Origin of the sequence: Devosia sp. LjRoot16 (assembly GCF_964252795.1) — a bacterium.
Lineage (GTDB): Bacteria > Pseudomonadota > Alphaproteobacteria > Rhizobiales > Devosiaceae > Devosia_A.
This window is the reverse complement of record NZ_CAXUPH020000001.1, coordinates 1,471,881-1,498,430: the sequence shown is the minus strand read 5'-3', so window position 1 is coordinate 1,498,430 and position 26,550 is coordinate 1,471,881. Positions and strand designations below refer to the sequence as shown.

Annotated in this window: 29 protein-coding genes; 12 read left to right on the top strand and 17 right to left on the bottom strand. The window is 65.7% G+C overall.

The features are described from left to right. Positions 1 to 6 precede the first annotated feature (6 nt). Together ACSQ23_RS06975 and ACSQ23_RS06970 are read right to left on the bottom strand one after the other, a co-directional pair. Entirely contained in the window at positions 7 to 1,008 is a 1,002-nt protein-coding gene (locus ACSQ23_RS06975; RefSeq protein ID WP_055874493.1) for an adenosine kinase, read from the bottom strand. A 78-nt stretch (positions 1,009 to 1,086) separates the two neighbouring features. Further along, on the bottom strand, positions 1,087 to 1,686 hold the full coding sequence (locus tag ACSQ23_RS06970; protein ID WP_436090157.1) for a TetR/AcrR family transcriptional regulator: 600 nt from the start codon (positions 1,684 to 1,686) through the stop codon (positions 1,087 to 1,089). Between the two features lie 147 nt (positions 1,687 to 1,833). Between ACSQ23_RS06970 and ACSQ23_RS06965 the strand changes: the two genes are divergently transcribed. Further along, on the top strand, positions 1,834 to 2,283 hold the full coding sequence (locus tag ACSQ23_RS06965) for a DUF2214 family protein (protein ID WP_436090156.1): 450 nt from the start codon (positions 1,834 to 1,836) through the stop codon (positions 2,281 to 2,283). Positions 2,284 to 2,317: 34 nt separating this feature from the next. Here the strand turns inward: ACSQ23_RS06965 and nth are convergent, their stop codons facing one another. Next, positions 2,318 to 2,989, bottom strand: coding sequence for an endonuclease III (gene nth / locus ACSQ23_RS06960; RefSeq protein ID WP_436090155.1), 672 nt, complete (start codon positions 2,987 to 2,989; stop codon positions 2,318 to 2,320). 39 nt (positions 2,990 to 3,028) lie between these two features. Between nth and ACSQ23_RS06955 the strand changes: the two genes are divergently transcribed. Further along, a complete protein-coding gene (locus ACSQ23_RS06955; RefSeq protein ID WP_436090154.1) occupies positions 3,029 to 3,508 on the top strand; it encodes a DUF2244 domain-containing protein in 480 nt (159 codons plus the stop codon). Between the two features lie 214 nt (positions 3,509 to 3,722). Further along, complete coding sequence (locus ACSQ23_RS06950; protein ID WP_082533164.1) at positions 3,723 to 4,586, top strand: methylated-DNA--[protein]-cysteine S-methyltransferase; 864 nt, start codon at positions 3,723 to 3,725, stop codon at positions 4,584 to 4,586. A 159-nt stretch (positions 4,587 to 4,745) separates the two neighbouring features. Here ACSQ23_RS06950 and ACSQ23_RS06945 read toward each other — a convergent pair whose 3' ends face one another. Genes ACSQ23_RS06945 through pyrF form a run of 3 tightly spaced genes read right to left on the bottom strand, consistent with a single transcriptional unit; the run spans position 4,746 to position 6,927 of the window. After that, positions 4,746 to 5,360, bottom strand: coding sequence for a 2,3-bisphosphoglycerate-dependent phosphoglycerate mutase (locus ACSQ23_RS06945; protein ID WP_055994201.1), 615 nt, complete (start codon positions 5,358 to 5,360; stop codon positions 4,746 to 4,748). Positions 5,361 to 5,373: 13 nt separating this feature from the next. After that, complete coding sequence (dapB, locus tag ACSQ23_RS06940) at positions 5,374 to 6,180, bottom strand: 4-hydroxy-tetrahydrodipicolinate reductase (RefSeq protein ID WP_436090153.1); 807 nt, start codon at positions 6,178 to 6,180, stop codon at positions 5,374 to 5,376. 48 nt (positions 6,181 to 6,228) lie between these two features. Beyond that, the gene (gene pyrF, locus ACSQ23_RS06935) at positions 6,229 to 6,927 is read right to left on the bottom strand and encodes an orotidine-5'-phosphate decarboxylase (RefSeq protein WP_436090152.1); all 699 of its coding nucleotides are present in this window, start codon (positions 6,925 to 6,927) and stop codon (positions 6,229 to 6,231) included. 125 nt (positions 6,928 to 7,052) lie between these two features. On the opposite strand from pyrF, the gene ACSQ23_RS06930 reads away from it, so the two are divergent. After that, entirely contained in the window at positions 7,053 to 7,505 is a 453-nt protein-coding gene (locus ACSQ23_RS06930) for a MarR family transcriptional regulator (RefSeq protein ID WP_436090151.1), read from the top strand. Positions 7,506 to 7,705: 200 nt separating this feature from the next. On the opposite strand, the gene ACSQ23_RS06925 is transcribed toward ACSQ23_RS06930, so the two are convergent. From ACSQ23_RS06925 to ACSQ23_RS06895, 7 genes are all read right to left on the bottom strand, one after another. Continuing rightward, positions 7,706 to 8,314 (bottom strand): histidine phosphatase family protein, encoded by a 609-nt coding sequence (locus ACSQ23_RS06925; RefSeq protein ID WP_436090150.1) that lies wholly within the window; start codon positions 8,312 to 8,314, stop codon positions 7,706 to 7,708. A 1-nt stretch (position 8,315) separates the two neighbouring features. Continuing rightward, positions 8,316 to 8,891: an NADPH-dependent FMN reductase gene (locus ACSQ23_RS06920; protein WP_436090149.1), complete on the bottom strand. Its 576-nt coding sequence runs from the start codon at positions 8,889 to 8,891 to the stop codon at positions 8,316 to 8,318. A 210-nt stretch (positions 8,892 to 9,101) separates the two neighbouring features. Beyond that, complete coding sequence (dnaJ, locus tag ACSQ23_RS06915; protein ID WP_055874461.1) at positions 9,102 to 10,223, bottom strand: molecular chaperone DnaJ; 1,122 nt, start codon at positions 10,221 to 10,223, stop codon at positions 9,102 to 9,104. A 172-nt stretch (positions 10,224 to 10,395) separates the two neighbouring features. Beyond that, positions 10,396 to 11,421 (bottom strand): alpha/beta hydrolase, encoded by a 1,026-nt coding sequence (locus tag ACSQ23_RS06910; protein WP_436090148.1) that lies wholly within the window; start codon positions 11,419 to 11,421, stop codon positions 10,396 to 10,398. A gap of 302 nt (positions 11,422 to 11,723) precedes the next feature. After that, positions 11,724 to 12,176, bottom strand: a complete 453-nt coding sequence (locus ACSQ23_RS06905; RefSeq protein ID WP_055874456.1) for a hypothetical protein — start codon at positions 12,174 to 12,176, stop codon at positions 11,724 to 11,726. 97 nt (positions 12,177 to 12,273) lie between these two features. After that, complete coding sequence (dnaK, locus tag ACSQ23_RS06900; protein ID WP_055874453.1) at positions 12,274 to 14,181, bottom strand: molecular chaperone DnaK; 1,908 nt, start codon at positions 14,179 to 14,181, stop codon at positions 12,274 to 12,276. Positions 14,182 to 14,450: 269 nt separating this feature from the next. Further along, complete coding sequence (locus ACSQ23_RS06895) at positions 14,451 to 14,783, bottom strand: hypothetical protein (protein ID WP_055874450.1); 333 nt, start codon at positions 14,781 to 14,783, stop codon at positions 14,451 to 14,453. A gap of 293 nt (positions 14,784 to 15,076) precedes the next feature. Here ACSQ23_RS06895 and ACSQ23_RS06890 point away from each other — a divergent pair, with 293 nt between their 5' ends. Genes ACSQ23_RS06890 through ACSQ23_RS06880 form a run of 3 tightly spaced genes read left to right on the top strand, consistent with a single transcriptional unit; the run spans position 15,077 to position 16,478 of the window. Next, positions 15,077 to 15,451: a hypothetical protein gene (locus ACSQ23_RS06890; RefSeq protein ID WP_055874448.1), complete on the top strand. Its 375-nt coding sequence runs from the start codon at positions 15,077 to 15,079 to the stop codon at positions 15,449 to 15,451. 16 nt (positions 15,452 to 15,467) lie between these two features. Further along, positions 15,468 to 16,100: a bifunctional nicotinamidase/pyrazinamidase gene (pncA, locus tag ACSQ23_RS06885; protein ID WP_436090147.1), complete on the top strand. Its 633-nt coding sequence runs from the start codon at positions 15,468 to 15,470 to the stop codon at positions 16,098 to 16,100. 24 nt (positions 16,101 to 16,124) lie between these two features. Continuing rightward, entirely contained in the window at positions 16,125 to 16,478 is a 354-nt protein-coding gene (locus tag ACSQ23_RS06880; RefSeq protein ID WP_055874443.1) for a hypothetical protein, read from the top strand. Between the two features lie 69 nt (positions 16,479 to 16,547). Here the strand turns inward: ACSQ23_RS06880 and ACSQ23_RS06875 are convergent, their stop codons facing one another. The 3 genes from ACSQ23_RS06875 to hrcA all read right to left on the bottom strand — a co-directional run bounded on the left by ACSQ23_RS06875 (position 16,548) and on the right by hrcA (position 19,211). Then, positions 16,548 to 17,294 carry a class I SAM-dependent methyltransferase gene (locus ACSQ23_RS06875; protein WP_436090146.1) on the bottom strand — a complete coding sequence of 249 codons (747 nt, stop codon included), beginning with the start codon at positions 17,292 to 17,294 and terminating at the stop codon, positions 16,548 to 16,550. A gap of 101 nt (positions 17,295 to 17,395) precedes the next feature. Further along, a complete protein-coding gene (grpE, locus tag ACSQ23_RS06870; protein WP_055874437.1) occupies positions 17,396 to 18,019 on the bottom strand; it encodes a nucleotide exchange factor GrpE in 624 nt (207 codons plus the stop codon). Positions 18,020 to 18,125: 106 nt separating this feature from the next. Beyond that, positions 18,126 to 19,211: a heat-inducible transcriptional repressor HrcA gene (gene hrcA / locus ACSQ23_RS06865; protein WP_055875946.1), complete on the bottom strand. Its 1,086-nt coding sequence runs from the start codon at positions 19,209 to 19,211 to the stop codon at positions 18,126 to 18,128. A 115-nt stretch (positions 19,212 to 19,326) separates the two neighbouring features. On the opposite strand from hrcA, the gene rph reads away from it, so the two are divergent. The 3 genes from rph to hemW are packed head-to-tail and all read left to right on the top strand — an operon-like array spanning position 19,327 to position 21,947. Continuing rightward, positions 19,327 to 20,040 carry a ribonuclease PH gene (rph, locus tag ACSQ23_RS06860; RefSeq protein ID WP_055874434.1) on the top strand — a complete coding sequence of 238 codons (714 nt, stop codon included), beginning with the start codon at positions 19,327 to 19,329 and terminating at the stop codon, positions 20,038 to 20,040. A 58-nt stretch (positions 20,041 to 20,098) separates the two neighbouring features. Continuing rightward, a complete protein-coding gene (locus ACSQ23_RS06855) occupies positions 20,099 to 20,767 on the top strand; it encodes a non-canonical purine NTP pyrophosphatase (RefSeq protein ID WP_055994222.1) in 669 nt (222 codons plus the stop codon). Further along, positions 20,757 to 21,947, top strand: a complete 1,191-nt coding sequence (gene hemW, locus ACSQ23_RS06850; RefSeq protein WP_248310477.1) for a radical SAM family heme chaperone HemW — start codon at positions 20,757 to 20,759, stop codon at positions 21,945 to 21,947. The genes ACSQ23_RS06855 and hemW overlap by 11 nt, the downstream gene beginning before the upstream one ends. Positions 21,948 to 22,146: 199 nt before the next feature. Here the strand turns inward: hemW and ACSQ23_RS06845 are convergent, their stop codons facing one another. Next, the gene (locus tag ACSQ23_RS06845) at positions 22,147 to 23,124 is read right to left on the bottom strand and encodes a ribose-phosphate diphosphokinase (protein WP_436090145.1); all 978 of its coding nucleotides are present in this window, start codon (positions 23,122 to 23,124) and stop codon (positions 22,147 to 22,149) included. Between the two features lie 183 nt (positions 23,125 to 23,307). Here ACSQ23_RS06845 and ACSQ23_RS06840 point away from each other — a divergent pair, with 183 nt between their 5' ends. Together ACSQ23_RS06840 and guaD are read left to right on the top strand one after the other, a co-directional pair. Then, entirely contained in the window at positions 23,308 to 25,167 is a 1,860-nt protein-coding gene (locus ACSQ23_RS06840; RefSeq protein ID WP_436090144.1) for an adenine deaminase, read from the top strand. Further along, complete coding sequence (guaD, locus tag ACSQ23_RS06835) at positions 25,164 to 26,537, top strand: guanine deaminase (protein ID WP_436090143.1); 1,374 nt, start codon at positions 25,164 to 25,166, stop codon at positions 26,535 to 26,537. Before ACSQ23_RS06840 ends, guaD begins: the two co-directional genes overlap by 4 nt. Positions 26,538 to 26,550: the final 13 nt, after the last annotated feature.

Genomic DNA, 26,550 nt, shown 5'->3' with positions numbered 1-26,550 from the left:
CGAGCCCTAAATTCCGATGCTCTTCTCAGCCGCCAGCGCCTGCAGATCCGCCACCGGCCGGGCGCCGATATGCGAGATCACTTCGCTGGCCGCGAGGCACCCCGCCTGCAATGCGGTTCGGAAGTCGCGCTCCCGTGCGATCGCCAGCAGGAACCCCGAGGCGAACAGGTCGCCGGCGCCGGTAACGTCGACCACTTCTTTCACCGCATAGGCGGGGACGGTGATGATCTCGCCCTCGTGCACCACCATGGCGCCGTCGGCGCCCATGGTGATCGCCGCGAGTTCCGCGTCTTTGGCGATCGCCTGCACCGCGCCATGCAGGTCGGTCTGGTACAGCGACTTCAGCTCTTCGACATTGCCGAACACGATATCCATGGTCTTGGAGCGGATCAGGTCGAGGAACTCGTCGCGGTAGCGGTTGACGCAGAACGGGTCCGACAGCGTGAACGAGGCGGCGCGCTCGTGCTTGTGGGCGTAATGCGCCGCCATCACGAAGGCCTTCTTGGCCTCGGTCGGATCCCACAGGAACCCTTCCATATAGGTGACCGTGGCGCCGCCGATCTCGTCTTCCTTGATATCGGCGGTGGTCAGCTGGTGGCAGGCGCCGAGATAGGTGTTCATCGTCCGCTCGCCATCCGACGAGAGGAGGATCATCGAGCGGGCGGTGGCCGGGCCATCGCTCAGCCGCGAGACGCCGTAATGCACGCCAATGCGCTTGAGGTCGTCGGCGAACACGTCGCCGAGCTCGTCGTCCGCCACCTTGCCGACGAACGAGGCCTTGCCGCCGAGCGAGGCGACGCCGGCCGCGGTGTTAGCCGAGCTGCCGCCGGAGATCTGGCGCTTGTCGGCTGGCATGCGCTCGTAGAGATAAGCGGAACGCTCGGCATCGACCAGGTGCATGATGCCTTCCGACAATCCCTCGCGTTCGAGGAAGCCGGGATCGATGGGAGCTATGACGTCGACGATGGCGTTGCCGATGGTGAGAACGTCAAACCGGGCCTCGGCCATCGGCGATCCTTCGATGAAAATGGGGTAATTGAGCCGCGCCGGAAATAGAGGAGATTGCGCTCGCGCGCAACGCCAACCTCAGCCCGGGTGCGGCTTGCCGAAGCGCTGCGCATGCCGGCGGGTCAGCTTGCGCACCAGCGGCTCGGCATTGGCGGCGGAAACCCCGAGCAACTGCTCGTCGAGCAGCAGCATGGAGAGACCATGCACGAACGCCCAGGCGCTGATCGCCGCCTCGCCCGGCGCCTCCGGATCTTGCTTCGCCGCCGCCACCGCGAGGCTGGCGTAAGCGGCATCTGCAGCGCGGCGCAGGTCCTTGTCCTCGAACTTGCCGAGCTCCGACGAGAACATCAGCTTATAGAGCCGCGGGTAGCGCAGCGCGAATTGCACATAGGCCTCGGCCATGGCGCCGAACTGCTCATCGACCGCGACGCCGGCCTTGGCCGCCTCGACCGCCTCGAGGAACAGTGCAAACCCGGCCGCCGCCACTGCCTGGATCAGTGCCTGCTTGTCGCGGAAATGCCGGTACGGCGCCGCTGAGGAGACCCCGACCCGGCGCGCCAGCTCGCGCATGCCAAGCGCCTCGGTGCCGCCTTCGAGCAGCAGTTCCAGCGCCGCTTCGACCAGCGCGCGGCGCAGGTCGCCATGGTGATAGCGGTCGGCTTGTTCAGATGTTGACATTGCTCACATGGAAGATTATCTCGATGCGAACAGTGTTAACATGCTGCCTCGCACCGGTCGAGGCGCGACAAAGCGAGATCAGGAAAAGTTGTGAGACTTTTCCGGTTCGATCTCGCGGCCAAACAAGTCCGAACTGGGAGCGACATGATGACCGACCTGATCCTCGCCATTGCCCACCACCTTGCCGTGTTCACCCTGGTGGCGATCTTCGCCGCCGAGTTCGCCCTGCTGCGGACGGGACTCGAGGGCAAGCGGCTCCGCCAGCTCGCTTCGCTCGATCGCGCCTATGGCGCCACGGCCATGCTGGTCATCGTCGTCGGCGTGGTCAGGGTGATCTTCGGTTCGGCCGGCTGGGAGTATTATGTCGGCAACTGGGTGTTCTGGGCCAAGATGATCGCCTTCCTCGGCGTCGGCCTCGCCTCGATCCCGCCGACGGTGGCGATCCTGCGCTGGCTGAAGACTGCCAAGGCCGATACCGGCTTCGCGCCCGTGGCGGCCGAGGTGTCGGCCGCGCGCCGCTTCCTCTACCTGCAGGCCGCGCTGCTGGTGTTCATCCCGAGCTTTGCCGCCGCCATGGCGCGGGGCTACGGGGTCTAACCTGAGCTTTCCGACTGATGGGCCGGCTCTCGCGTCAACTCCCCTTCGGAGCCGGTGTCTTCGGTTCGAACCGGCACCACTGGCTGATGATGCAGCGCCAGCAATCGGGCTTGCGCGCCTTGCAGATGTAGCGGCCGTGCAGGATCAGCCAGTGGTGCGCGTGCAGCAGGTACTCATCCGGCACGATCTTCAGGAGCCCCAGCTCCACCTTGAGCGGGTTGTCGCCCGGGGCCAGCCCGGTACGGTTGGCAACGCGGAACAGGTGGGTGTCGACCGCGATGGTCGGTTGCCGGAACGCAATGTTCAGCACCACGTTCGCCGTCTTCCGGCCGACACCGGGAAGGCTCTCCAGCGCTTCGCGATCCTCAGGCACCTTCGAATCGAACTTTTCGATCAGCTGCTGGCTCAGCGCAATGACGTTCTTGGCCTTGTTGCGGAACAGCCCGATAGTCTTGATCTTGTCCTCGATCTCGGCCGGACCCAGCGCCACCATCTTCTCCGGTGTATCCGCCAGCTGGAACAACAGCTTGGTCGCCTTGTTGACGCCGGCATCGGTCGCCTGTGCCGAAAGCACCACTGCGACCAGGAGCGTGAAGGGGTTCACGTAGTCGAGCTCGCCCTTCGGTTCGGGCTCGGCTGCCGCAAAAGCGCCGAAAATGGCTTCGACATCTGCTTTCGGCAGTCGCTTCACTTTTTGCTGCGCCATTTCCGTCATCCTGATTCTGAGCCTATACTGATGCCCAAGATGACGACCCAAACGCAAGCGAGGCCGCTATTCGCGGCAAAGCTGACGCCCCATCGATCGCTGGGACGCAAGGGTTTTCGCGTCGTTATCGTCCTTCTGGCGGTGCTTGCCACCATCCCCGGCATTATCTTCTTTTCGATGGGCGCCTGGCCGATCGTCGGTTTCCTCGGCCTCGATATCGCGCTGATCTGGTGGACGATGCGCTCGAGCCAGCGCGACGGCAAGCGCTACGAGGAAGTGACGTTGTGGCCGGACCAGCTCGAAATCAAGCAGGTCGATGGCACGGGCAAGGAAACCCTGAGCCGCTTCAACCCCTATTTCGTCAAGCTGGTGGTCGACCGCGACTACAACGAGCGGACCGTCGGGCTGCACCTCAGAACCCGTGACCGCGACGTCGTGCTCGGCCAGTTCCTCAACCAGGACGAGAAGTCGAGCTTCGCCAAGGCTTTCGGCACCGCGCTGAAACGGGCGCGGGTTTGATCGCCGGGCGAATTTGCCGCTAACCTCTCCTCCCCACGGATGTCATCCCTGCGAAAGCAGGGACCCATCTATCCGCTGGCGCTAGCTGAGCGTTGGGTCCCGGCTTTCGCTGGGATGACATCGCGCATGTGGAAGTGTCGGTGGTTCTGATACCCGCCCATCAAACGTCAAAACCGGGTCGCAACGGCGGCTCGGCGCGCCTATGTTCCGCCTCATGAGCAAGCACGAAACCATCATCGCCAACTCGGATTACGAGACCGTCCAGGCCGCCATCGCTTACCTCAGCGAGACGCTGCCCGACGAAACCGATCTGCCGCGTTTTGCCCGTGCCATCGGGCTGACCGAGCGGCAGCTCACCGACCTGTTCCGCCGCTGGTGCGGGCTGAGCCCGAAAAGCTTCGCCCAGGCCGTGGCGCTCAATCACGCCAAAAAACTCCTCGCCGACCAGCAGAGCGTGCTCGACACCACCTATGAGGTCGGCCTCTCCTCGACCTCGCGGCTGCACGACCTGTTCGTCACCCATGAGGCCATGCCGCCCGGCGCCTTCCGCGCTCGCGGCGAAGGCCTCGAGATGGTCTGGGGCGCCGCTCCGTCGCCGTTCGGCACCGCAGTGCTGACCATGACCGAATACGGGCTGAGCGGCATCGGCTTCGCCGACGAGAACATGTCGGTCGAGGAAGCCTTCGAGGATCTCGCCAACCGCTGGCCCAATGCCAGCTATCGCCGCGACGACAAGGCCGTGGCGCCGGTCGCCGCCCGGGTGTTCGATCCCAACCGCTGGGATCCCGAACAGCCGGTGCGGGTCGTCCTGATCGGCACCGATTTCGAGGTGCAGGTCTGGGAGACGCTGCTGAAGATCCCGGTGGGCAAGGCCACCACCTACCAGAAGGTCGCCAACCATATCGGCCGCCCGACCGCGGCTCGCGCCGTCGGCGGCGCCGTGGGCAAGAACCCGATCAGCTTCGTCGTGCCCTGCCACCGCGTCGTGGGCACCAGCGGCGCGCTCACCGGCTACCACTGGGGCGTGCCGCGCAAGCGGGCGATTCTGGGTTGGGAAAGCGGAGTAGTGGGGGCGTAGGGCCGACTGAAACGGCCCCAACTTCACCTACCCTTTATGGGGGACTTCGAACCGTCCCGCAGGGCAAATCACTCCAGTGGAGCGATTTGAGGCGAGAAGGCCATGAGAGCTACGCTCGAATGGCGAGGGAGGGGGCCGTCTCTATCAGTCAGGCGACCTTCAGATCGCCACCTTCTCCGCCAGCTTCCCGTCCGCGCCGATCTTGTAGATCACCGGTTCGCCCGTTCCGAGCTCGCGCTTCAGAATCTGTTCCGGCGTCAGGTTTTCGATCGCCATGACGATCGAGCGCAGCGAGTTGCCGTGCGCGGCGACCAAAACGGTCTTCCCGGCCTTCAGCAGCGGCACGATCTCGGCGTCGTAATAGGGCAGGGTGCGGGCCGCGGTGTCCTTGAGGCTTTCGCCGCCCGGCGGCGGCACGTCGAATGAGCGGCGCCAGATCAGCACCTGCTCCTCGCCCCATTTGGCCCGCGCGTCATCCTTGTTGAGGCCGCTGAGATCGCCATAGTCGCGCTCGTTCAAGAGTTTTGAGCGGGTGATCGTCACCTCGGTGATCTCGAGCTCCTCGAGGATCAGGTCGAGCGTGTGCTGGGCCCGGCGCAGTGCCGAGGTGAAGTAGACGTCGGGCACGTAGCCGGCCGCCTTCAGCTGCTTGCCGGTGTGGCGCGCTTCGCCGATGCCTTGCTCGGTGAGGTCGGGGTTGCGCCAGCCGGTGAACAGGTTCTTGAGGTTCCAGTCGCTCTGGCCGTGGCGAACGAGGATCAGCGTCCCGGTCATCGAATAATCCTTGTCAGTTGAAGCCGAGCACGTCGGCCATGGAATAGAGGCCGGGCCGCTGGTCGCGCACCCAGAGGGCGGCGCGCACCGCGCCGTCGGCGAACAGCGCCCGGTTGTCGGCGATGTGGTTGAGCTCGATGCGCTCCGATGGGCCGGCAAGGATCACCTTGTGCTCGCCGATGACATTGCCGCCGCGCAGCGCGGCAAAGCCGATGCTGCCCTCTTCGCGCTGCCCGGTGTGGCCGTCGCGGACGCGGACCGAGTGGGTCTTCAAATCGAGATTGCGGCCGCGGGCGGCGGCTTCACCCAGCATCAGCGCCGTGCCGGAGGGGGCATCGACCTTCTTGTTGTGGTGCATCTCGAGGATCTCGATGTCGAAACCCGGCAGCGCCGCGGCCGCCTGCTTCACGAGGCCCAGCAGCAGGTTCACGCCGAGCGAGAAATTGCCCGCCTTGACGATCCGGGCCCGGGCAGCCGCTTCGCGGATCGCCGCGTCGTCGGCCTCGCTGCACCCGGTGGTGCCGATGATGTGGACCAGCCCGCGCTTTGCGGCCTCCTGCGCCAGCGCCACCGAATTGGCGGGCGCGGTGAAATCGAGGATCGCCTCGGCGGCGCCGAGGGCAGCCGCGACGTCGTCGGTGATCGAAACACCGAGCGGCTCGAGGCCCACGAGTTCGCCTGCGTCCTTGCCGATCACCGGCGCCCCAGCGCGGTCGAAGGCGGAGACGACCGTAATCCCTGCCGTCGCGGCGATGGCGCGGATGTTCGCCGCGCCCATCTTGCCGCCTGCGCCGGCGATGGCGACCTTGAGGTCAAACATGCTTGCTCCTACCGAACCCGTGCGACGCCTATAGCCCAGCCGGCGCGGTCATGCCAGCCGGGTGCCGCCGGCCATCTCGGCGAGGATCGCCTGCGCCGCGCTTGCCGGATCTGCTGCCGCAGTGATCGGCCGCCCGACCACCAGATGGCTGGCGCCGGCGGCCAGCGCCTCGGCCGGGCCCGTCACCCGCTTCTGGTCGCCATGTGCGCTGCCAGCCGGGCGGATCCCCGGGGTCACGATGGCGAGCTTGGGCCCCACGATGGCGCGCACCATCTGCGCCTCATTGGGCGAGCAGACGATGCCACCGATCCCTGCGTCTTTCGCCTGTTCCGCACGCAGCGCCACCAGCCCGGCCGCATCCCGGGCATAGCCGGCGTCGGTCAGGTCGGCATCGTCCATCGAGGTCAGCACGGTGACGCCGAGCACGGTGAGCCCGGAGCCCGCGGCGGCTTTTGCTGCGGCGCGCATCGTCTTGGGGTAGGCGTGCACCGTAACCATGGTGGCGCCGGTCCTGGCGATCGCCGCGACGCCCTTTTCGACGGTGTTGTCGATATCGAGCATTTTGAGATCGAAGAACACCCGCTTGCCGGCGTTGAGCAGCGCCTTGCCGAGGTTGAGGCCGTCGCCGCCATAAAACAGCTGGTAGCCGATCTTGTAGAAGTCGACCGCATCGCCCAGTTGCGCGATCAAGCGTTCCGCCTCGTCTCGCGAATCGAGATCGAGTGCGACGATCAGGGTGCCTGCCATCAGATGTCTCCGGATTTTCCGGTCAGTGCCATAGCGGAACGAATCGGGCAAGCAGAAATGCCCGCTTGCGCGCGATGCTATGGCGCCATAGCGTCCGCGCAACACGATGGAATCATAGATCAATCATGCAGCAGCAGGCGCTTTCCGCCATTGTCGCCTGGGTGCGGCTCGAGCGTGCCACCGAGACCTTCCACGCCGACCTGAAGAAGCGCTTCGGCATTACCGGGCTGCAACTTGCCGTGCTGCGCATCTGCGCCGAACGCCCGCAGCTGCCGCTCGCCGCCTTGCGCAAGGCGCTGGTGATGCACCCCGCAACGCTCGGCCAATCGATCGACGAACTGCGCCGCATGGATCTGGTGACGGTGAAGACCGACCCTCGCGATCGCCGCGCCCGGCTGGTCGGGCTGACCGAGGCCGGAACTGCGCTGCTGGCCAAGGCGCCGCTCGCCGGCCCGACCCGGTTGCGCGAGATCGACCACGAGGTGGCGCGGCTCGACCGGTTGAAGCTGGCGCTCGAAGACGCAGTGGAGCTGTTCGGGTTGGGCGAGTGGGCGCCGGGTCGGAAGGATGGGGCTTAGGCGTTCGTCTGGTCGTGGCACCGGGGGCGCAAAGTGCGTCCCCTCGCCCTTCTGGGGAGAGGGCCAGGGTGAGGGGTAGCCAAGCACACCGGCCAGGCGGCTACAACTAAGTGGGATCGCGATTAGTATCGATGTGCTTGGCGCCCCTCACCCCAACCCTCTCCCCAAAGGGGCGAGGGGGCGGTGTGGCACGGTCAGAGCTAAAGCCCGTCGATCCTCGCCGGCAGCTCCTCCATCGCAATCCAGTCGGTCAACAGCTTCCGGTCGCTGAGCCGCACTACGAAGACGTTGCCGCCGCCCGGGTTGCCGATGCGGCGCTGGTCCTCGGAGCGGGCGATCGTCAGCCCGCCCAGATGACACTTCAGCAGTGTCCCCACCGCTCCATGCCCGACAAAGCCGATCGGCTTGGTCGCATCGTGGCCCGCCAGCACCTCGTCGAAGCCGGCGACCACCCGGCGCTGCGCGTCGCGAGCTGTCTCCCAGCCCTCGGCCGACTCATCGGGGTGGGCGAACAACGCGTCCGCCAGCGCCTCGAACCGCGCCGCCGGAACAAAGCCGGTACTGCGACGGTCGTTCTCGTCGAACTTATCCCCGCTGTCCACAGGCGCGCCACAACCCCCAGCGAGAATCGTCGCCAGTTCGAGAGCCTTGGTTTCCGTACTCGAAACGAGGCGGGTCAGGCTCTCGACCAGTGGGTGGTTCGCAAAACGTTCTGCTCGCGACCTGCCAAGGCTGGACAGCCCCCAGCGTGGCGTCGCGACGTTGGGGTCGATCACCACTTCGGGGTGGGTGACGTAGAGCGCGTACACCTCAGATGCCGCCGCGCGAGAAATGCGTCAGCTCGCGCACCATCTGGCCGACCTTCCACTTGATATTGCCCTCGTTCGGCGCGCCGTCCTCGTCCAGCACATCGGGGTAGGGGCCGAGCCCGAGCAGCGTCGGCACCACCAGGGCGCCGATCTTGCTCAGCGAGTCGCGCAGGTGCGACAGCGCGAAGATGGTGGCGTATTTGCCGTCGCTCATCCCGCCAATGCCGAACACCGCGTGCTTGAATGGGTTGGGCTTCTCACGGCTGACCCAGGAGATCATGTTGGCGATCAGCGGCGTGATGCCACCGTTGTATTCCGGGCTGATGATCAGCACGATGTCGTGGCTGCGGAAAATCTCCGCCAGGCGCTTGGCTGCCTCGGGCGTCTCGCCGGCATCCTCGATGTCCTGGTTGAAGATCGGCATCTCGAACTCGCGCAGGTCGAGATCGGTGACGATCACCCCTGCTTCGCGGAGCTTGGTCGACATGTGCCGGCGCAACGGCTCGTTGATCGAGTCCTTGCGCAGCGAACCACAGATGGTGATGGCAGTCTTGGGGGGAGGGGTGTCGATGGTCATGCGCTAGAGCTAGCCGATCTGGCGCGGCGCCGCAAAGGCCCCCTCACCCGCCGCTTCGCGGCGACCTCTCCCCCTCGGGGAGATACCTCTGCCCCAGAGGGAGAGGTGAAGCTGTGGCATGATCGTGCCCCACGACCACCTCTCCCTGGGGGGAGAGGTCGGCCCGAAGGGCCGGGTGAGGGGGCCTTTTATGCCTCGAATCTCGCCCGCCTAGTTCTCGAACAGGCTCTTCAGCTTGGCGAAGAAGCCTTCGGAGGTCGGGGAGTTCTCGCGGGTCGATTCGCGTTCGAACTCCTCCAGCAGTTCGCGCTGCCGCTTCGAAAGGCTCTGCGGCGTCTCGACGTCGAGCTGCACGTAGAGGTCGCCGAAATCCTTGGAGCGCAGCACCGGCATGCCCTTGCCCTTGAGCCGGACCCGCTGGCCGGGCTGGGTGCCGGACGAAACCTTCACTCGCGCCCGCGCGGCATCGAGCGTCGGCACTTCGAACTCACCACCCAGGGCCGCCGTGGTCATGGCGATCGGCACGCGCGCGTAAAGGTCGGCGCCGTCGCGCTGGAACAGGTCGTGCGGCTTGATCGAAATGAAGATGTAGAGGTCGCCCGGCGGTCCACCGCGCAGCCCTGCTTCACCCTCATTGGCGAGCCGGATGCGGGTGCCGTCCTCGATCCCCTTGGGGATGTCGACCGAAAGCGTCCGGTTCTGCTGCCGGCGACCCTGGCCACCGCAATCGGTGCAGGGCTGCTCGAGGATCTGGCCGCGGCCATTGCAGATCGGACAGGTCCGCTCTATGGTGAAAAAGCCCTGCGCCGCGCGGACCTTGCCCTGGCCATTGCAGTGGCGGCAGGTCGACATGCCGGTGCCCGGCTTGGCGCCCGAGCCTTCGCAGGTGTCGCAGGTGGCGAGCGTCGGCACGTCGATATCGACGGTGCGGCCGGCAAACGCCTCTTCGAGACTGATTTCGAGATTGTAGCGCAGGTCGGAGCCGCGCAGGCGGGATTGGCCGCCGCGGCCGCGGCCGCCCATGAAGTCGCCGAAAATGTCCTCGAAGATATCGGACATCGACGAGGTAAACTCGGGGCCGAACCCAGCCGGCCCACGCCCGCCATTCTCGAACGCGGCATGGCCGAAGCGGTCATAGGCGGCGCGCTTCTGCGGGTCCTTCAGCGTGTCGTAGGCCTCGCTGATCTCCTTGAACTTGTGTTCGGCCTCGGCATTGCCCGGGTTGCGGTCCGGGTGGAACTGCATCGCAAGCTTGCGGTAGGCGCCTTTCAGCACCGCTTCGTCGGCGCCCTTGGGCACCCCGAGCACTTCATAAAAATCGCGTTTCGCCAATCGGCCTTGTCCTTGGTTGCCTGCGCCCCGCATCAGGCATCCGGCCTAGATAAGTACTCTGGTGCCCGACGGCAACACTATCGAGGGTCGCGGGCCGACGTACGTGCCCGGTGTGACTTTTCCACCAGTCGCCGGGCGCCGACCTCGCGAGGGCGAGCTGCAACGAGAATAGCTAGGCGCCGAAGGCCGCTGCGAGGTTTCGGCCGAGCTGGCCCTGCGCGAACATCGCCTTGTTGACGATGCGGTAGAGCCCGAAGAAACCGTGCGTGACACCCTCATAGGTCGTCATGTCGACCCAGACGCCGGAACGCCGCAGCGCATCGGCCAAGGCTTCGCCTTCCGAGCGCAGCGGGTCGGCGTCGGCGAGAATGATGGTCGCCGGCGGCAGCCCGGCAAGGTCGACCCGGCCGGCAATGTTCATCCGCGCATCGTGCGCATCGTCCTTCTTGCGGAACAGTTTGCGCGCCGCCCATTCGAGCGTCGCGGTCGAATAGGGGAAGGTATCGGCGTTTTGGAGGTGCGAGGGCAGGTCGAACAGCATGGCCGCCATCGGCGTCACGAGGCCCAGGTGGATCGGCAGCGGCTTGTCTTCGGCCCGCGCCCGCAGCGCCACGTTGACGGCGAGGTTGCCACCCGAGCCTTCGCCGACAATGGCGGCGCGATTCGCGTCGCCACCCAGTGATTCGGCATGCTCGAGCAGCCAGTTCCACGCCGCATAGGCGTCTTCGTGCGCCGCCGGGAAGCGGTGCTCCGGCGCCTGCCGGTAGTGCGCTGAGACCACCACCGCGCCGGTGCGGGCCGCCAGCGCGCGCGGCGTTGCGTCGTAGTTGTCGACGTCGCCGAGCACGAACCCGCCGCCATGCAGGAACAGGACCATCGGCCTCAGGCCGGTGACGATGTCGTTCTGCGGGATGTAGATGCGGGCGCGGATCTCGTCCGTCGGCCCCTGGATCAGTCGCATCTCCATGCCCACGCCCATGTCGTCGACCTGATCGCGCAGGATCCGGCGCAACGCCATATCGAGCGTGGGCAGCGCCCGCGCCTCGGGCGAACGGCACGCGTCGATACGCTTGCCGCCCATCGATTGCAGCACGTTGAGGATGTGGCGCATGTCGGCGTCGAGCCGCTCGACAGGCGCGGAATCTGCTGCATGGAGATCGCCGTTCTCGGCGAACCTCCGCACCTCAACCGATGACATCAATAGTCCTTTCGAAGTCCGCCCTCAGCATCCGTTCCCCGGCCCTGGGTTTCGGCTGCTCCCTCAAGGCGTCCCGCTGCTGATGGTTGGAGCGCTTTCAGGAAAAGTTGTGAGACTTTTCCACCTCGAAAGCGTGACCAGGTCAGAGACGCCCACTTCAACCCATCCAACATCATTGGCGGATGTGAAGACATTTGGGCGGGGGTGCGGCAGCAATGCGGAAAAACACCGGGCTCCGGAACAATTCCGGAGCCCTTTGATTTCTCGGGTGATTCACGTGAAACGGCAGCGGTGGCCGTGGCTTATACAACCTGCTCGCGGCTGACCCCGAGCGCCGCCAGCTTCGCCGCAGCGCTGGCCACGGCCTCCGCCGGGAACTTGTCGGCGTGGCGCAACACGATCGCTTCGCCGCTGAGCTCGGCCCGCTTGTGCTCCACCAGGCTGCCGAGGCCTTCGCTGGGGTTGGGATCCATCGCCCAGTCGCCGAGGCAGCGGATCGTGCCGTATTTCTTGTGCTTGGTGCGGGTGCCGGACAGCCGGGTGGTCTTGCCGGTCGCCTCGGTCTTGACCTCTTCGGCGTAACTGACCGCCGTCCAGAACTCGCGCTCCAGCGCGTCGCTGAAGGGCAAACCGGCGAGCTCCGCGATCCGCATCTGGATCTGAAACGCATAGTCGTGATGCCCGAGCCGGCGGGCGTTGAACAGGAGTTTCCGGAGTTTTTCCGGTTCGGAGAATTTGCTGAGATCTGGGAACATTCGTCACTCTAGCACATCGGCAAACAAAAAGGCCCGGCATTTGCCGGGCCTTTCCAATTCTGTTGCGCGAAGCAATCAGCGCGACGTCTGGTCGGCGTTAAGCCGACCGCTTGTCATCCTTGACCTCTTCGAACTCGGCGTCGACGACATCATCATCGGCCGGCTGTTCGCCGCCTTCCGCCTTGGCCTCGGCTTCCGCCTGGCTCTGCTTGTACATCGCCTCGCCCAGCTTCATCGAAGCTTCGGCAAGCGTCGCGGATTTCTCCTTGATCGCCTCGGCATCGTCGCCTTCCAGCACGCCCTTGAGCTCGGCGATCGCCGTCTCGATGGCGGCCTTCTCCTCGGCGGTGACTTTGTCGCCATAGTCCTTCAGCGACTTCTCGGTCGAGTGGATCAGCGACTCGCCCTGGTTCTTGGCTTCCACCGCTTCACGCTTCTTCTTGTCGGCGTCGGCGTTCTGCTCGGCTTCCTTGACCATGCGCTCGATGTCGGCGTCCGACAGACCACCCGAGGCCTGGATGCGGATCTGCTGCTCCTTGCCGGTGCCCTTGTCCTTGGCCGAGACGTTGACGATGCCGTTGGCGTCGATGTCGAACGTGACTTCGATCTGCGGCACGCCGCGCGGCGCCGGGGGAATGCCGGCGAGGTCGAAATTGCCGAGCAGCTTGTTGTTGGCGGCCATCTCGCGTTCGCCCTGGAACACGCGGATGGTCACCGCGTTCTGGTTGTCCTCGGCGGTCGAGAAGGTCTGGCTCTTCTTGGTCGGGATCGTGGTGTTGCGGTCGATCAGGCGGGTGAACACACCACCCAGCGTCTCGATGCCGAGCGACAGCGGGGTCACGTCCAGCAGCAGCACGTCCTTGACGTCGCCCTGCAGCACGCCGGCCTGGATGGCGGCGCCCATGGCAACCACTTCATCCGGGTTGACGCCCTTGTGCGGCTCCTTGCCGAACAGCTGCTTGACGACTTCCTGCACCTTGGGCATGCGGCTCATGCCGCCGACCAGCACGACTTCGTCGATCTGCGCGGCCGAAACGCCCGCATCCTTGAGCGCCTGCCGGCACGGATCGACCGTCTTCTGGATCAGGTCCTCGACCAGGCTCTCGAGCTTGGAACGGGTGAGCTTCAGCGTCAGGTGCTTCGGGCCGGAAGCGTCGGCGGTGATGAACGGCAGGTTGATTTCGGTCTGGGTCGAGCTCGAGAGCTCGATCTTGGCCTTCTCAGCCGCTTCCTTCAGGCGCTGCAGCGCCAGCTTGTCGCTCCTGAGGTCAATGCCCTGGTCCTTCTTGAACTCGGCCGCCAGGTAATCGACCAGGCGCATGTCGAAATCTTCGCCGCCGAGGAAGGTGTCGCCATTGGTCGACTTCACCTCGAACACGCCGTCGCCGATCTCGAGCACGGAAATATCGAAGGTACCGCCGCCCAGGTCATAGACCGCGATGGTTCCGGTGTTCTTCTTGTCGAGCCCGTAGGCGAGCGCTGCCGCGGTCGGCTCGTTGATGATGCGGAGCACTTCCAGCCCGGCGATCTTGCCGGCGTCCTTGGTGGCCTGCCGCTGCGAATCGTTGAAATACGCCGGAACGGTGATCACCGCCTGCGTGACGTTCTCGCCGAGATACGATTCGGCGGTTTCCTTCATCTTGGTCAGGATCATCGCCGAGACTTCCGAGGGAGAGTACTTCTTGCTCTCGACCTCGACCCAGGCATCGCCATTGTCGGCGTTGACGATCTTGAAGGGCACCAGGCCCTTGTCCTTTTCGACCATCGGGTCGTTGTAGCGCCGACCGATCAGGCGCTTGACCGCGAACAGCGTGCCTTCCGGGTTGGTGACCGCCTGGCGCTTGGCCGGCTGGCCGACGAGGCGCTCGCCGTCCTTGGTGAATGCGACCATGGAGGGCGTGGTGCGCGCGCCTTCCGCGTTCTCGATGACCTTCGGCGTCGCACCGTCCATGACGGCGACGCAGCTGTTGGTCGTACCGAGGTCGATTCCGATGACTTTACCCATTACCTACTGCCTCTTTCCTGGCGAACCCGGATGAAACCCCATCCGGCAGTTCCTGATCCCTCGCGGGTGTCCGGGTTCCCGTGTTGAAATTGACCCGTCACCGGGCCTTGAGCGCTATATAGGAGGGGGCTTTTGGGGGTGCAAGCGTAGTCCGGGCACAAAGTCCCGGCTTTTGGCGGGAACTCACACTCGCCAGTTCGCTTTGTCGTCCCGGATCTACAGAAACGTATGGTGGCGGGCGCAGCACCACTGCGCCCGGCCGAATGCCGTCAGGTCGCGTCGCTGAGGGTGTATTCACCCAGCTCGCACAGGTCGACCGCCGGTTCGATGAACTCGGAATCGTCCTCCAGTATGAACTTCATGTCGTAGACGCATTGCTCGCGGCCATCGCCGATGGTGACATCGACGAAGTTGCCGGCCGGCAGGTACTTGTCGGCGAACACGTCCTCCTCCCAGGTTTCGACATCGGCCGGCGAGGTGAACAGGCTCTTGACCGCATAGGACGAATTGTTGGTCAAGGTGAAGGTCAGGTCTTCGGCCAGTGCGGCGCCCGGCAGCACCAGCAGCAGGGCAGCAGCGCCACCCAGGATCGACAATTTCAATGGAACCCCCAGAAAATGCGGGGTCGGCATGCTCGGGGGAACTTCCGGTTCGACCCCGCGATCACCGAAACCCAGGCGCACGGGAAGCGGCGCCTGAGCCTCACTTAGCAATTTAGTCTATTATGTCTCAAAGGCTGGCTACCGCCATGGTTAGAGAAATCTCACCAGCCGCCGCTTGGTGCGGCGGAGCGCCGACGCGGCTTGTCGTTGCAGCCCCGGTTATGGTCTAAGAAGCGCTCGTTGCCGCCTCTCGTTGCCGCCCAACTCTCGCTACCGCCCAAGGGAACACGACTGTGCTGAGGTTCCTTGTCATCGCCCCGCTGCTCGCGGTCCCGCTGCTCCCCGTCGCCGCGCTGGCGCAGGAAGTGCCGGCCGAGGCGCAGATGGACATGTGGTGCGGCACCGCCTTCGAACTGATGACCCGCGACGCGCCGGCTGATGCCACGCCGGAAAAGCTCGCCTCCGCCAAGGTCTATGCCGATGGCGGGGCCTTGCTGCTGCAGCGCGCTATCCCGATCTACCTCGAGGCCGGCTACACCGACGACGCGCTGGCCGACTACCGGGGCGACCTCGAAGACTCCATCGGTCGCGTCGTCAACGGCACTGGCAGGGCCAGCGATGGCGCCGCCTATTCATTTCAGGATTGTTCGGCCCTCATCGGCCAATGAGATAGATAAGACCCGCATGGCCCTCACGCCCCGTTCCGACGACCTCTTCCTCGTGGTCGACCTGCAATATGATTTTCTCCCCGGCGGCAAGCTTGCCGTTGCCGGCGGCGACGAGATCATCATCCCGATCAACCGGCTCGGCCGGCGTTTCGAAAACGTCGCCATGACCCAGGACTGGCATCCGCGCGGCCACATCTCGTTCGCCTCGAGTCATGCCGGCGCCACCCCGTTCGAGATCATGGAATTGCCCTATGGTCCGCAGGTGCTGTGGCCCGACCACTGCGTCTGGGATACGCATGGCGCGGAATTCTCGACCGATATCGAGCTGCCCCACACCCAGCTGGTGATCCGCAAGGGCTACCACGAAGTGGTCGATTCCTATTCCGGCTTCCAGGAGGCCGACCGCAGGACCAAGACCGGGCTCGAAGGCTACTTGCGCGAGCGAAAATTCAAGCGGCTGTTCATCGCTGGCCTCGCCACCGATTTCTGCGTCAACTGGACGGCAGTCGATTCGGCCAATGCGGGCTTTGAGACCTACGTGATCGAGGACGCCTGTCGCGCCATCGATACCTCGGGGTCGCTGGCCCAGGCCTGGGCCGACATGCACGCCGCCGGGGTCAAGCGGATCGTCGCCGGCGATATCGCCTGAGGAAGAGATTGGCCTGAGGACAACATGCTGCGGGCTGCGCTTGGGGGATTGCTGATCGGGCTGCTGGCCCTGCCGGCCGCGGCGGGCGAGCCCTCGGCCGCCGCCGACCGGCTGCTCTGGTGCGGCAGTGCCTTCTACTGGCTCTCCACCGACGCTTATGATTCGGGCAACGACGCCGAGGGCGACGAGTACGGCGCCTGGTCCGACGACCTCGCCGCCCGCGCCGACATGATGCTGGAAGCCGAAGGCAACGACGACGTGGCGATCACCGCGCTGCGCGACGCCTATGACAGCCGCGTCGTCGATGAGATGGGCAAGCCCGGCGCCAAATACGACGTCACGACCTGCCCTGACCTGGTGGTTTCGGCGGCGAACTAGCTCTGGATCACCCCTCCCTTTGGGGGAGAGGTCGGCGCGCAGCGCCGGGTGATGGGGCGCCGCCAGCGTTCACACCATTGCCGAACAGATACAAACCTGCCGATGGCTCGCCGCCGTCAGCGGGGTGCGGTCGAAATCGCCGAACCGCTCCACCAGCCGCAATCCACCCGCTTCCAGCAGCAGTGGCAGTTCCTGCGGAAAGATCTGCCGCAGCTCCAGCGGGGTGTGGCGAAAATCCCGGCGCTCGGCGGTGGACCAGTACCAGTCGGCCCGGCTCACCTGGGTGATTGGATCGTAGCTGATGGTTTCCTCGATGCTGACCTCGCCCAGCTGCGGATGCGGGAACACCCCGAGCAGCTCGCGCCGGCCGGCCGGCAGGCTGAGCAGCCGCGCACTCGGCACAAACACGTCGAACAGCAGCCGGCCGCCGGGCGCCAGGTGTTGGCGGATGGTCGAGCAGGCGCGTGCGAAGTCAGCGCGGCTATGCAAGTGCATCAGTGAGTTGGCGGTGATGACGATGGCGTCGAAATGCCGGCCGAGCACGAAGTCCCGCATGTCGAGCTCGACGAAATCGGCCGACACGCCGCGCTCCGCCACCGCGGCGCGGGCCCGCGCCAGCATGGTTTGCGAGAGGTCGCCGCCGATCACCAGCGCCCCGCTCGCTGCCAGCGGCGCGGTGAAGCGACCGGAGCCGCAGGCGAGTTCCAGCACACGCTGTCCCGGCCCACCCGCCGCCTCGACGTAAAAGCGCTCCATCGCCGGGTCCGGTGGCGCCACGAGGTCGTAGAGTTCGGCATCGTCGTAGAGGCTGTCCATCGCGGTCCTCCGTCGTCGGGCAAGAAGGTCATCTGGCAGAAGTCGTGGGTAAAGAAAAAGGGCGCCGGAGCGCCCTTTTCGACATCACCGGTAAGGTGAAATCAGACGCTCTTGTCGATCGTGCCCTCGGCCGGGGCGCCATTGGCGCCGCCGCCCTTGGCCACACCGACCATGGCCGGACGCAGCACGCGGTCGCCGATGGCGAAGCCGGCCTGCACCACCTGCACCACGGTGCCTTCCGGGCGTGACGGGTCGGGGACCTCGAACATCGCCTGGTGCTTGTGCGGGTCGAACTTCTGGCCTTCCGCCTCGATCGGCTTGACGCCGTGCTTGGCGAGCAGCCGCTGCATCTCGCGCTCGGTCATCTCGATGCCCTCGATCAGCGACCGGGTGGTCGCATCGGAGCTGTCGCGCGCCTCGGCTGGCAGCACCATCAAGGCGCGGGAAAGCGAATCGGTAGCGGTCAGCATGTCGCGGGCAAAGCCGGCGATGGCATAGGACCGGGTGTCGGAGATCTCGCGCTCGGTGCGTTTGCGCAGGTTTTCCATCTCGGCGATGGTGCGCAGCAGCTTGTCGCGCATGTCCTGGTTCTCGGCCTTGAGGGCCTCAATCGGATCGGGCGTCGTTGCCGCGTCGGCAGTCTTCTCGTCTGGCTTGGTGGCCTGGGTCTCGGTCGCGGTGGGAGCGGCCTTGTCGTCCTCGGGCTTGTTCGTATCGTCGTTCATTGGGACCTTGGATTTTGTCGCTGATCGCGTTTGCCCCGCATATCGGCCAATGAGCGATAAGATTCAAGCCTAGGAAAGGTTCCGTGTCCGGCCTCAGCCCCTGCGCTCAGCTCTTTCTGGCCATCATCGCCGAAACCACATTGGCGGTGTAATCGACCACCGGCACGATGCGGGCGTAGTTGAGCCGGGTCGGCCCGATGACGCCGAGCACCCCCACCACCTTCTGGTTGGCGTCCTTATAAGGCGAGAGGATCACCGACGAACCCGAGAGCGAGAACAGCTTGTTCTCCGAGCCGATGAAGATCTTCACCCCTTGCGCCGTCTCGGTATCGCCGAGCAGCTCGATCAGCCCGTCGCGGCTCTCGAGCTCGTCAAACAGTTGCCGCACCCGGCTCAGCTCTTCCGACGCCATGGTGTCGTTGATGAGGTTGGCCCGGCCGCGCACGATCACCGTCGGCGGCGAGGCGCTGCCTGAGCCGGAAAGCGTCGCGAGCCCCGCATCCACCAGCTTGTGCGTCAGTTCGTCGAGCTCATGCACGGTGGCTTCGCGCTGCGTCTGCAGGGCCTTCCGCGTCTCGTTCAAAGTCTTCCCAACCGCGAAATGCGCCAGGTAGTTCGAGGCCTGCGTCAGGGCGCTCGCCGTCAGTCCCGGCGGCAGCGGCAGCACGCGGTTCTCGACCGAGCCATCCTCGCCCACCAGCACCACCATGGCGCGCTCGGCATCGAGCCGGATGAACTCGATATGCTTCAGCACCAGGTCGGATTTCTGCGCGATCACCACCCCGGCGCCGTGGCTGAGCCCGCTGAGCAGCTGGCTCGCCTCGGTCAGCAGGTCCTCGATCTGGCCGTGCACCGCCGGCCCCTGGATCTGCTTGGCGATTGCCGCCTTTTCGTCCTCGTTCACCGCGCCCACTTCCAGCATGGCGTCGACGAAGAAGCGCAGCCCCTGCTGCGTCGGCAGCCGGCCGGCCGAGGTATGTGGCGAGGCGATCAGCCCCAGATCCTCGAGATCGGCCATCACATTACGCACCGACGCGGGGCTTAAGCCCACGCTCAGCATGCGCGCCAGGTCGCGCGACGCCACCGGCGTGCCGGTGTCGAGATAGCGCTCCACCAGCTTGCGAAAGATGTCCTGGCTGCGGGCGTTGAGCACCGCGAGCACGTCTTCGGGGGCTTTTGTGCGATCGGCCATGTTCACCATTTAGGCGGAAAGGCTTGTGCCGCCAAGCTAGCGCTGCTTGTTCGAGGGGGCGGTCAGGGTTAAGAGGCGGTTAACAGCTTTTTCCAAGAACGAGTGATTTGACCATATGCGGCCCTCCGGACGCCAGCCAGACCAGATGCGGGCCGTAACGCTCGAACGCAATGTCGCTCCCAAGGCCGAAGGCAGCTGCCTCGTCAGCTTCGGCTCGACCAAGGTGTTCGTCACCGCTTCGGTCGAAACCACGCTTCCCTCCTGGCGCCGCAGCTCCGGCATGGGCTGGGTCACCGCCGAGTACGGCATGCTGCCGCGCGCCACCGGCTCGCGCACCAAGCGCGAAGCCGCGCAGGGCAAGCAGAGTGGCCGCACCCAGGAAATCCAGCGCCTGATCGGCCGCTCGCTCCGCGCCGTGGTCGACATGCAGGCGCTGGGCGAGAACCAGATTACTCTCGATTGCGACGTGCTCGAGGCCGATGGCGGCACCCGCACCGCCTCGATCACCGGCGCCTATGTGGCGCTGGCCGATGCCATCAAGTGGCTCGAAGCCCGTGGCCTCACCAAGGGCCCGGTGCTGCGCGATTCGGTCGCCGCCATTTCCTGCGGCATCTACCGCGGCACCCCGGTGCTCGATCTCGATTATCTCGAGGATGTCGAAGCGCACACCGATGCCAATTTCGTCATGACCGGCACCGGCAAGTTCGTCGAGATCCAGGGCACCGCCGAACAGGTGCCGTTCAGCCGCGATGAGCTCGACAGCCTGATGCGGCTGGCCGAGCAGGGGATCGGCGAGCTCACCACCATGCAGCAGGCGGCATTGGCATGACCCCGAAAAGCGGCAACGGTTTTCGGACAAAGGTCATGCCACAAGGAAAGACCGCATAATGGCAGACAAGCTCACATTGCGGCGCGGCGACCGGCTGGTGCTGGCGACCCACAATGCGGGCAAGCTCGCCGAGTTCAAGGAACTCCTGGCGCCGTTCGGGCTCGACCTGGTTTCGGCCGGTGAGCTCGGCCTGCCCGAGCCGGAAGAGACCGGCACCACCTTCATCGAGAACGCCCGGATCAAGGCGCATGCCGCCGCGGCCGCTGCCAACACTATCGCGCTGGCCGACGATTCCGGCCTGTCGGTTGATGCCATCGGCGGCCAGCCCGGCGTCTATACCGCCAACTGGGCCGGCTCCTCGGCGCATGGCGGGCGCGACTACATGGTCGGCATGCGCCGCGTCGAAGATGCGCTGCAGGCCGTCGGCGCCACCACGCCAGGTGAGCGCCGCGGCGCTTTCAACGCTACGCTCTGCCTCGCCCACCCCGATGGGCGTGAGGTGATCTACGTCGGCAAGGCCGAGGGCACGCTGGTCTGGCCGCCGCGCGGCGACAAGGGCTTTGGCTTCGATCCGGTGTTCATGCCCGACGGCTACGACATCACCTTCGGCGAGATGCCGTCCGAGGCCAAGCACTCCTGGGCCCCGGGCAAGGTCGGTCTGTCGCATCGGGCCCGCGCCTTCGCCAGCTTCGTCGACGATGCACTGGGAGGTGGCGTTGAGCACTGAAACGTTCGGCCACAACTCCGTCGATCCGCGCTCCAACGGCCTGTTCGGGGTCTACGTGCATTGGCCGTTCTGCGCCGCCAAATGCCCCTACTGCGATTTCAACTCGCATGTGCACCGCGGCGAGTTCGACGAACAGACCTATGTCGAATCCTACGCCGCCGAGCTGGCGCACTTCGCCAAGCAGACGCCGGGCCGCACCGTGCAGTCGATCTTTTTCGGCGGCGGTACGCCCTCACTGATGGATCCGCGCTCGGTCGAGGGCATCATCGATGCCATCGCCCGGCACTGGGTGATCGACCCGCGGGCGGAAATCACTCTCGAAGCCAACCCCACCTCGGTCGAGGCCGACCGCTTCCGCGGCTATCGCTCCGCCGGCGTCAACCGCGTTTCGCTCGGGGTGCAGTCGTTGCGCGAGGGTCCGCTGGCCGAACTCGGCCGCCGGCACTCGGTCGATGAAGCCATCGCCGCGGTGCGCCTGGCGCAGTCGATCTTCCCGCGCTCGAGCTTCGATCTGATCTACTCCCGCCCGCGCCAGACGCTGGACGAATGGCAGGACGAGCTGACCGAGGCGCTGTGGCTGGCGGAAGCCGGGCACGTCTCGCTCTACCAGCTCACCATCGAGATGGGCACGCGCTATTACGACCTGTTCCGCGCCGGCAAGCTGAAGATGCCGGACGAGGACCTGAGCGCCGACTTCTACGAGATGACGCAGGAGCTGACCCAGCAGGCGGGTCTGCCGGCCTATGAAATCTCCAACCACGCCCGCCCTGGCCAGGAAAGCCGCCACAACCTGATCTACTGGCGCTATGGCGAGTATGTCGGCGTCGGCCCCGGTGCGCATGGGCGGCTCTTGATCAACAACCAGCGCCACGCCACGGCGACCGAGAAGATGCCGTTCGACTGGCAGAAGCGCGTGCAGGCGCGCGGCCACGGCATGGTCACCGACGACATCCTGACCTGGGAAGAAGAAGGCGACGAACTGCTGGTCATGGGGCTGCGGCTGCGCGAAGGCATCGACCCGCGCCGCTTCCAGAAGATCTCCGGCCGCGCCATTTCCGAACGCCAGATCAACGAGCTGCGCTCGATCGGCTTCGTCGAGACCCTGCCCAACGGTTTTATCCGGGTCACCGACAAAGGCTGGCCGGTGCTGGATGCAGTCGTCGCCGATCTGGCGGCTTAAGCTAGGTCTGCTTCTATCCCCCCTGCGGTAGCAATTGGCCACCGCAGCATCACCAGACTCGATGTCATCCCAGCGAAAGCTGGGACCCATCTCACCGCCCGCACCAGCTGATAGTTGGGTCCCAGCTTTCGCTGGGATGACACCGGTGAGGAGGGACGTTTGGGGTCAGCCACCCGCAGGAAGGGTGGCTCGCGCCCGCCTAAGCCCGAAGCCGCGTCACTGTCGGCGCCGGTTGCTCGGCGTGGAACAGCGTGCTGACCGATTCGCCGCTGTTGATCCGGCGCATCGCTTCGGCCAGCGCCGGGGCGATCGACAGCACGGTCAGTTTGGGGTGGCGGCGCGCCGCGGCGATTGGCAGGGTGTCGGTGCAGACGATCTCCAGCACATCTGGCTCTGCCGCCAGCCGCCCGATCGCATCGTTGGCGAAGATGCCGTGCGTGCAGGCGATGCGCACCGAGCGTGCGCCGTGCTGCCGCAAATGCCGCAGCAGTTCGACCATCGAGCCGCCGCTGGCGATCTCGTCGTCGAGGACAATCACGTCGCGCCCCTCGACCTCGCCGATGATCGCGGTGATCCGCACTTCGCTGTCGCTGATCCGCTCCTTGGCGCCCGCCGCCACCGGCACGCCGAGCCGCTTGGCGAAGGCCGCGGCGTTCTTGGCGTTGCCGAGGTCCGGCGACACCACGACGGCATTGCCCATCTCGTAGCGCCCGAAATATTCGGCCAGCTCACCCAGCGCATGCAGGTGATCGACCGGTACGCTGAAGAAGCCATGCACCTGCGGCGAGTGCAGCGTCATCGTCAGCACCCGGTTGGCGCCGGCGGTCTGCAAGAGGTCGGCGACCATGCGGCCGCCGATCGAGATGCGTGGCGCATCCTTCTTGTCGGAGCGGGCATAGGCATAATGCGGGATCACCGCGGTGATACGAGCCGCCGAGGCGCCACGCGCCGCGTCGAGCATCAGCAGCAGTTCGACCAGGTGATCCTGTACCGGCGCGCTCAGCGTCTGGATCAGGAACACGTCCTGCTCACGGCAATTGGCTTGCAGCTGCACTTCGATGCAGTCATTGGAGAAGCGCTTCACCCGCGTCGGCAGCAGCGGCACGCCGAGCTCGGCGCAGATCTGTGCCGCGAGGTCGGGATGAGAGCTACCACTGAAAATGGCAATCTGGCTCATCGCGGCTTGTCCTCGCTGGATGGGGTCGAGGCCGGCAGCTTATGGCAAAATGCACTGCCGCGAGCAAGCGTCGGCGCTGGACAGAGATTGCTCACCGCTTTGCCGTACGTCCCTCATTGCGGCGCATTGCGCTCGCTCTCGTAAACCGCTTTACTAACGCGGTTGCGCCACCGGAATCCGCCTATGCACCTGCCCGACGACCTGATCCTCAACGCCGAGGACGAAGTTTCCATTCGCCAGCATCTGACGCTGGTGGCGCTGGCCAAACGCCCGGCGGATCTGGTGATCGAGGTTGGCAGGCTGCTCTCGGTGCATTCGCGGCATTGGCTGGAGGACCAGGAGATCGTCGTCTCCGGCCGGCGCATCGCCTTTGTCGGCCCACGCGGCAGCTACAAGGGTGAGGTGGGAGCGCGGGTGAGCTACCCGAACCTGAGCGCCGTGCCGGGCTTCGGCGAAGTGCATAAGCACATCGAATCGACCCACATCACCCCGGAGTTCGAGGCGGCCCTGGTGCTGCCGCGCGGCAATACCTGGACCTGCGAGGCGAGCCATGAGTTCGCCAATGTCAACGGCGGCAAGAACCAGGAGTTCTGGCAGAAATCCCGCCTTGCCGGCTCGCCGCTGAAGATCTTCATCCAGCCCGGCTCGGCCGTGCCGCCCAGCGCCTGGGAAGAGTCGGGCGGCTATTATGGCTACGAGGAGCAGCGCGAGTTCCTGGCCCATGACATGGGCACCGTCAGCCTCGACGAGGTGATGGATTGGCCCTCGGTGTGGAACCCCGAAAACCCCGGCTATATCCGCATGTGGGGGATGATCGGCGCCACCATGGAGATGCGCGGCGTGGTCGAGGGGCACGGCTCCGGACTGATCGATCCGCACGATCTCTCGGCTTTCGCCGCCGCCGGCATCTCGTCCGACCATGAGGTCTGGGCGCTGGAGGAAGCCTGGGAGCGGCTGAGCCACGGCATCTTCACCGAGCTCCGTCCGTTCTCCTATGACGTCATACTTCCAGGCCTGATCGAGCGGCTCACCGACTGGTCGAACATCGCTTTTACCACCGACGACCGCTCGGCCTCCGAAACGCTGGAGAAAGGCGCCGCCGACTACAACGTGCGGCACGCCATCGAGTACGGTCTCGCGCCCGAGATTGCCATCCAGTGCGCCACCATCAACCCGGCCCGGCACATGCGCATCGACCAGTGGGTCGGCTCGATCTCGCCGGGACGCTATGCCGACATAGTATTGCTCGACGACGTCAAGACACTGTCGATCCGGCACGTTTACGCCGACGGCCAGCTGGTCTCCGAGGGCAAGCAGTTCCTTGGCCCGCTGGCCGCGATCGATTGGCCGGACTGGGCGAGGAAGACCATGAACATCGGGCGCGTCCTCGCCGCCGAGGATTTCGCCATCCAGGCCGAGCCGGGCCGCCACACCATGCAGGCGGCTATCCTCAGGCCATTCCACTGGAACGAGGATTTCCTGGTCGAAGCGCTGCCGGTGGTCGATGGGCTGGTGCAGCGCGACACCGAGCGGCTGATCACCAAATGGGCGCTGGTCGACCGCTATCGCGGCGATGGCGCGGTGGCGAAGATGTTCTGGACCGGCTGCGGTCCGGCCGATCCCGACACCGCGCTTGCCTCCTCGGTGGCGCATGACAGCCACAATGTCTGGTGCATCGGCTCCTCCGACGCGGCGATGGCCAAGGCGGTGAACCGGCTGCAGGAGATCGATGGCGGCTGGGTGCTGGTGCACAAGGGCGAAGTGGTCGCCGAGATGCGCTTCGAGATCGGCGGGCTGATGACGGCGCGTTCGGCCGAAGCCTTCGATGCCGACATGCAGGCCTTCTACCGCGCGGCCGAAGCGGTCGAGTGGATGTACAAGCCCTCGGCGCTCAACCTCTGGAAGCCCGGTTTCCCGGAGTTCCTGAAATTCGCGACGCTCACCTGCTCGCCCTGGCGCTGGGTGCTGGTGGCGCCGAGCGAACTGGCGCCCGAGGGCTTCGTCAACGTGCAGACCGGCGAGCAGCACAAGGTGGTCTGGTGAGCGGGCTGCGTGGGCGCAGCGTCCGCGGCAGTTTCGTCCATGCGCCGGTGCGCGGCGAGCTCGAGGTGCTGCGCGATGCAGTGATCACCATCGGCAGCGACGGCACCATCACCAGCGTCGGTCGGGCCGCCGACGGTGTGCCGGAGGGAACCATCGAACTGCCGGCCGGACAGCTGATGCTGCCGGGTTTTGTCGATCTCCACATCCACGCGCCGCAATACCCGCAGCTCGGCATGGCGCTCGACGTGCCGCTGGAAGTCTGGCTGGGCAAATACACCTTCCCGCTCGAGGCGCAATACGCCGACCTCGCGTTCGCCCAGGAGCGCTACGAAACACTGGTCGCCGATCTCCTCGCGTCGGGCACCACCACGGCGCTATATTTCGCCACCGTGCACCGCGAGGCCACGGAACTGCTGGCGCAGATCTGTCTCGAGCAAGGTCAGCGGGCGCTGGTCGGCAAAGTGGTGATGGACGACCCGGCAAGCTGCCCGGACTATTATCGCGACGCTTCGGCCGAGCTGGCAGTCGCTGAGACCCGGGCGGTCATCGACCATATCCGGGCGCTGCCCGACAATGACCGGGTGCTGCCGGTGATCACCCCGCGCTTCATTCCGTCCTGCACCGACGCAGCGCTCGCCGGCCTCGGCAAGCTGGCGGCGGAGTGCGATTGCCACGTGCAGACCCATTGTTCGGAGAGCGACTGGGCGCATGGCTATGCGCTCGATCGCTACGGCAAGACCGACACCGCAGCGCTCGACGGCTTCGGGCTGCTGGGCCGCAAGACCGTGCTGGCCCATTCGGTGTTTCTGACCGACGACGATATGGCGACGGTCCGCGCCGCTGGGGCCGGCGTCGCGCATTGCGCCCTCTCCAACATGTATTTCGGCAACGCCGTCTTCCCGCTGCGTCGGGCGCTCGAGAAAGGCCTCCATGTCGGGCTCGGCACCGACATTTCCGGCGGCCCCTCGGGCTCGATGCTGGAGGCCTGCCGCGCCACCGCCCAGGCTTCCCGCCTGCTCGAGGATGGGGTCGACGCGAGGGATTCACGTGAAACGCGCGGCGTCCCCAACTCGCGCATCGACATGCTCACCGCCTTCCACCTCGCCACCGCAGGTGGCGGCGAGGCGCTCGATCTGCCGGTCGGCATGTTCCGCCCCGGCTATCACTTCGATGCGCTGCTCATCGACCCCGCCGCGGAGGCGGGGACAGTCCGGCTGTTCGGGGCCGAACCGGCTGAACGGCTTGAGCAAATCCTCTACACTGCCAGCCGGCCGAACATCGCCGCGACTTTTGTCGGCGGCGACCTGGTCAGCGGAGCTGACCTCGGGGTCAGCGGGGCTGCCCCGCAAGCCGGCCATTCCAGTCACTGACGCCATCTGAACG

Excerpts from the sequence above, each read along its gene's own strand:
- ACSQ23_RS06975 (WP_055874493.1), bottom strand. The coding sequence starts at position 1,008 with ATGGCCGAGGCCCGGTTTGACGTTCTCACCATCGGCAACGCCATCGTC.
- ACSQ23_RS06970 (WP_436090157.1), bottom strand. The coding sequence starts at position 1,686 with ATGTCAACATCTGAACAAGCCGACCGCTATCACCATGGCGACCTGCGC.
- ACSQ23_RS06965 (WP_436090156.1), top strand. The coding sequence starts at position 1,834 with ATGACCGACCTGATCCTCGCCATTGCCCACCACCTTGCCGTGTTCACC.
- nth (WP_436090155.1), bottom strand. The coding sequence starts at position 2,989 with ATGGCGCAGCAAAAAGTGAAGCGACTGCCGAAAGCAGATGTCGAAGCC.
- ACSQ23_RS06955 (WP_436090154.1), top strand. The coding sequence starts at position 3,029 with ATGACGACCCAAACGCAAGCGAGGCCGCTATTCGCGGCAAAGCTGACG.
- ACSQ23_RS06950 (WP_082533164.1), top strand. The coding sequence starts at position 3,723 with ATGAGCAAGCACGAAACCATCATCGCCAACTCGGATTACGAGACCGTC.
- ACSQ23_RS06945 (WP_055994201.1), bottom strand. The coding sequence starts at position 5,360 with ATGACCGGGACGCTGATCCTCGTTCGCCACGGCCAGAGCGACTGGAAC.
- dapB (WP_436090153.1), bottom strand. The coding sequence starts at position 6,180 with ATGTTTGACCTCAAGGTCGCCATCGCCGGCGCAGGCGGCAAGATGGGC.
- pyrF (WP_436090152.1), bottom strand. The coding sequence starts at position 6,927 with ATGGCAGGCACCCTGATCGTCGCACTCGATCTCGATTCGCGAGACGAG.
- ACSQ23_RS06930 (WP_436090151.1), top strand. The coding sequence starts at position 7,053 with ATGCAGCAGCAGGCGCTTTCCGCCATTGTCGCCTGGGTGCGGCTCGAG.
- ACSQ23_RS06920 (WP_436090149.1), bottom strand. The coding sequence starts at position 8,891 with ATGACCATCGACACCCCTCCCCCCAAGACTGCCATCACCATCTGTGGT.
- ACSQ23_RS06910 (WP_436090148.1), bottom strand. The coding sequence starts at position 11,421 with ATGTCATCGGTTGAGGTGCGGAGGTTCGCCGAGAACGGCGATCTCCAT.
- ACSQ23_RS06905 (WP_055874456.1), bottom strand. The coding sequence starts at position 12,176 with ATGTTCCCAGATCTCAGCAAATTCTCCGAACCGGAAAAACTCCGGAAA.
- dnaK (WP_055874453.1), bottom strand. The coding sequence starts at position 14,181 with ATGGGTAAAGTCATCGGAATCGACCTCGGTACGACCAACAGCTGCGTC.
- pncA (WP_436090147.1), top strand. The coding sequence starts at position 15,468 with ATGGCCCTCACGCCCCGTTCCGACGACCTCTTCCTCGTGGTCGACCTG.
- ACSQ23_RS06880 (WP_055874443.1), top strand. The coding sequence starts at position 16,125 with ATGCTGCGGGCTGCGCTTGGGGGATTGCTGATCGGGCTGCTGGCCCTG.
- ACSQ23_RS06875 (WP_436090146.1), bottom strand. The coding sequence starts at position 17,294 with ATGGACAGCCTCTACGACGATGCCGAACTCTACGACCTCGTGGCGCCA.
- grpE (WP_055874437.1), bottom strand. The coding sequence starts at position 18,019 with ATGAACGACGATACGAACAAGCCCGAGGACGACAAGGCCGCTCCCACC.
- hrcA (WP_055875946.1), bottom strand. The coding sequence starts at position 19,211 with ATGGCCGATCGCACAAAAGCCCCCGAAGACGTGCTCGCGGTGCTCAAC.
- rph (WP_055874434.1), top strand. The coding sequence starts at position 19,327 with ATGCGGCCCTCCGGACGCCAGCCAGACCAGATGCGGGCCGTAACGCTC.
- ACSQ23_RS06855 (WP_055994222.1), top strand. The coding sequence starts at position 20,099 with ATGGCAGACAAGCTCACATTGCGGCGCGGCGACCGGCTGGTGCTGGCG.
- ACSQ23_RS06845 (WP_436090145.1), bottom strand. The coding sequence starts at position 23,124 with ATGAGCCAGATTGCCATTTTCAGTGGTAGCTCTCATCCCGACCTCGCG.
- ACSQ23_RS06840 (WP_436090144.1), top strand. The coding sequence starts at position 23,308 with ATGCACCTGCCCGACGACCTGATCCTCAACGCCGAGGACGAAGTTTCC.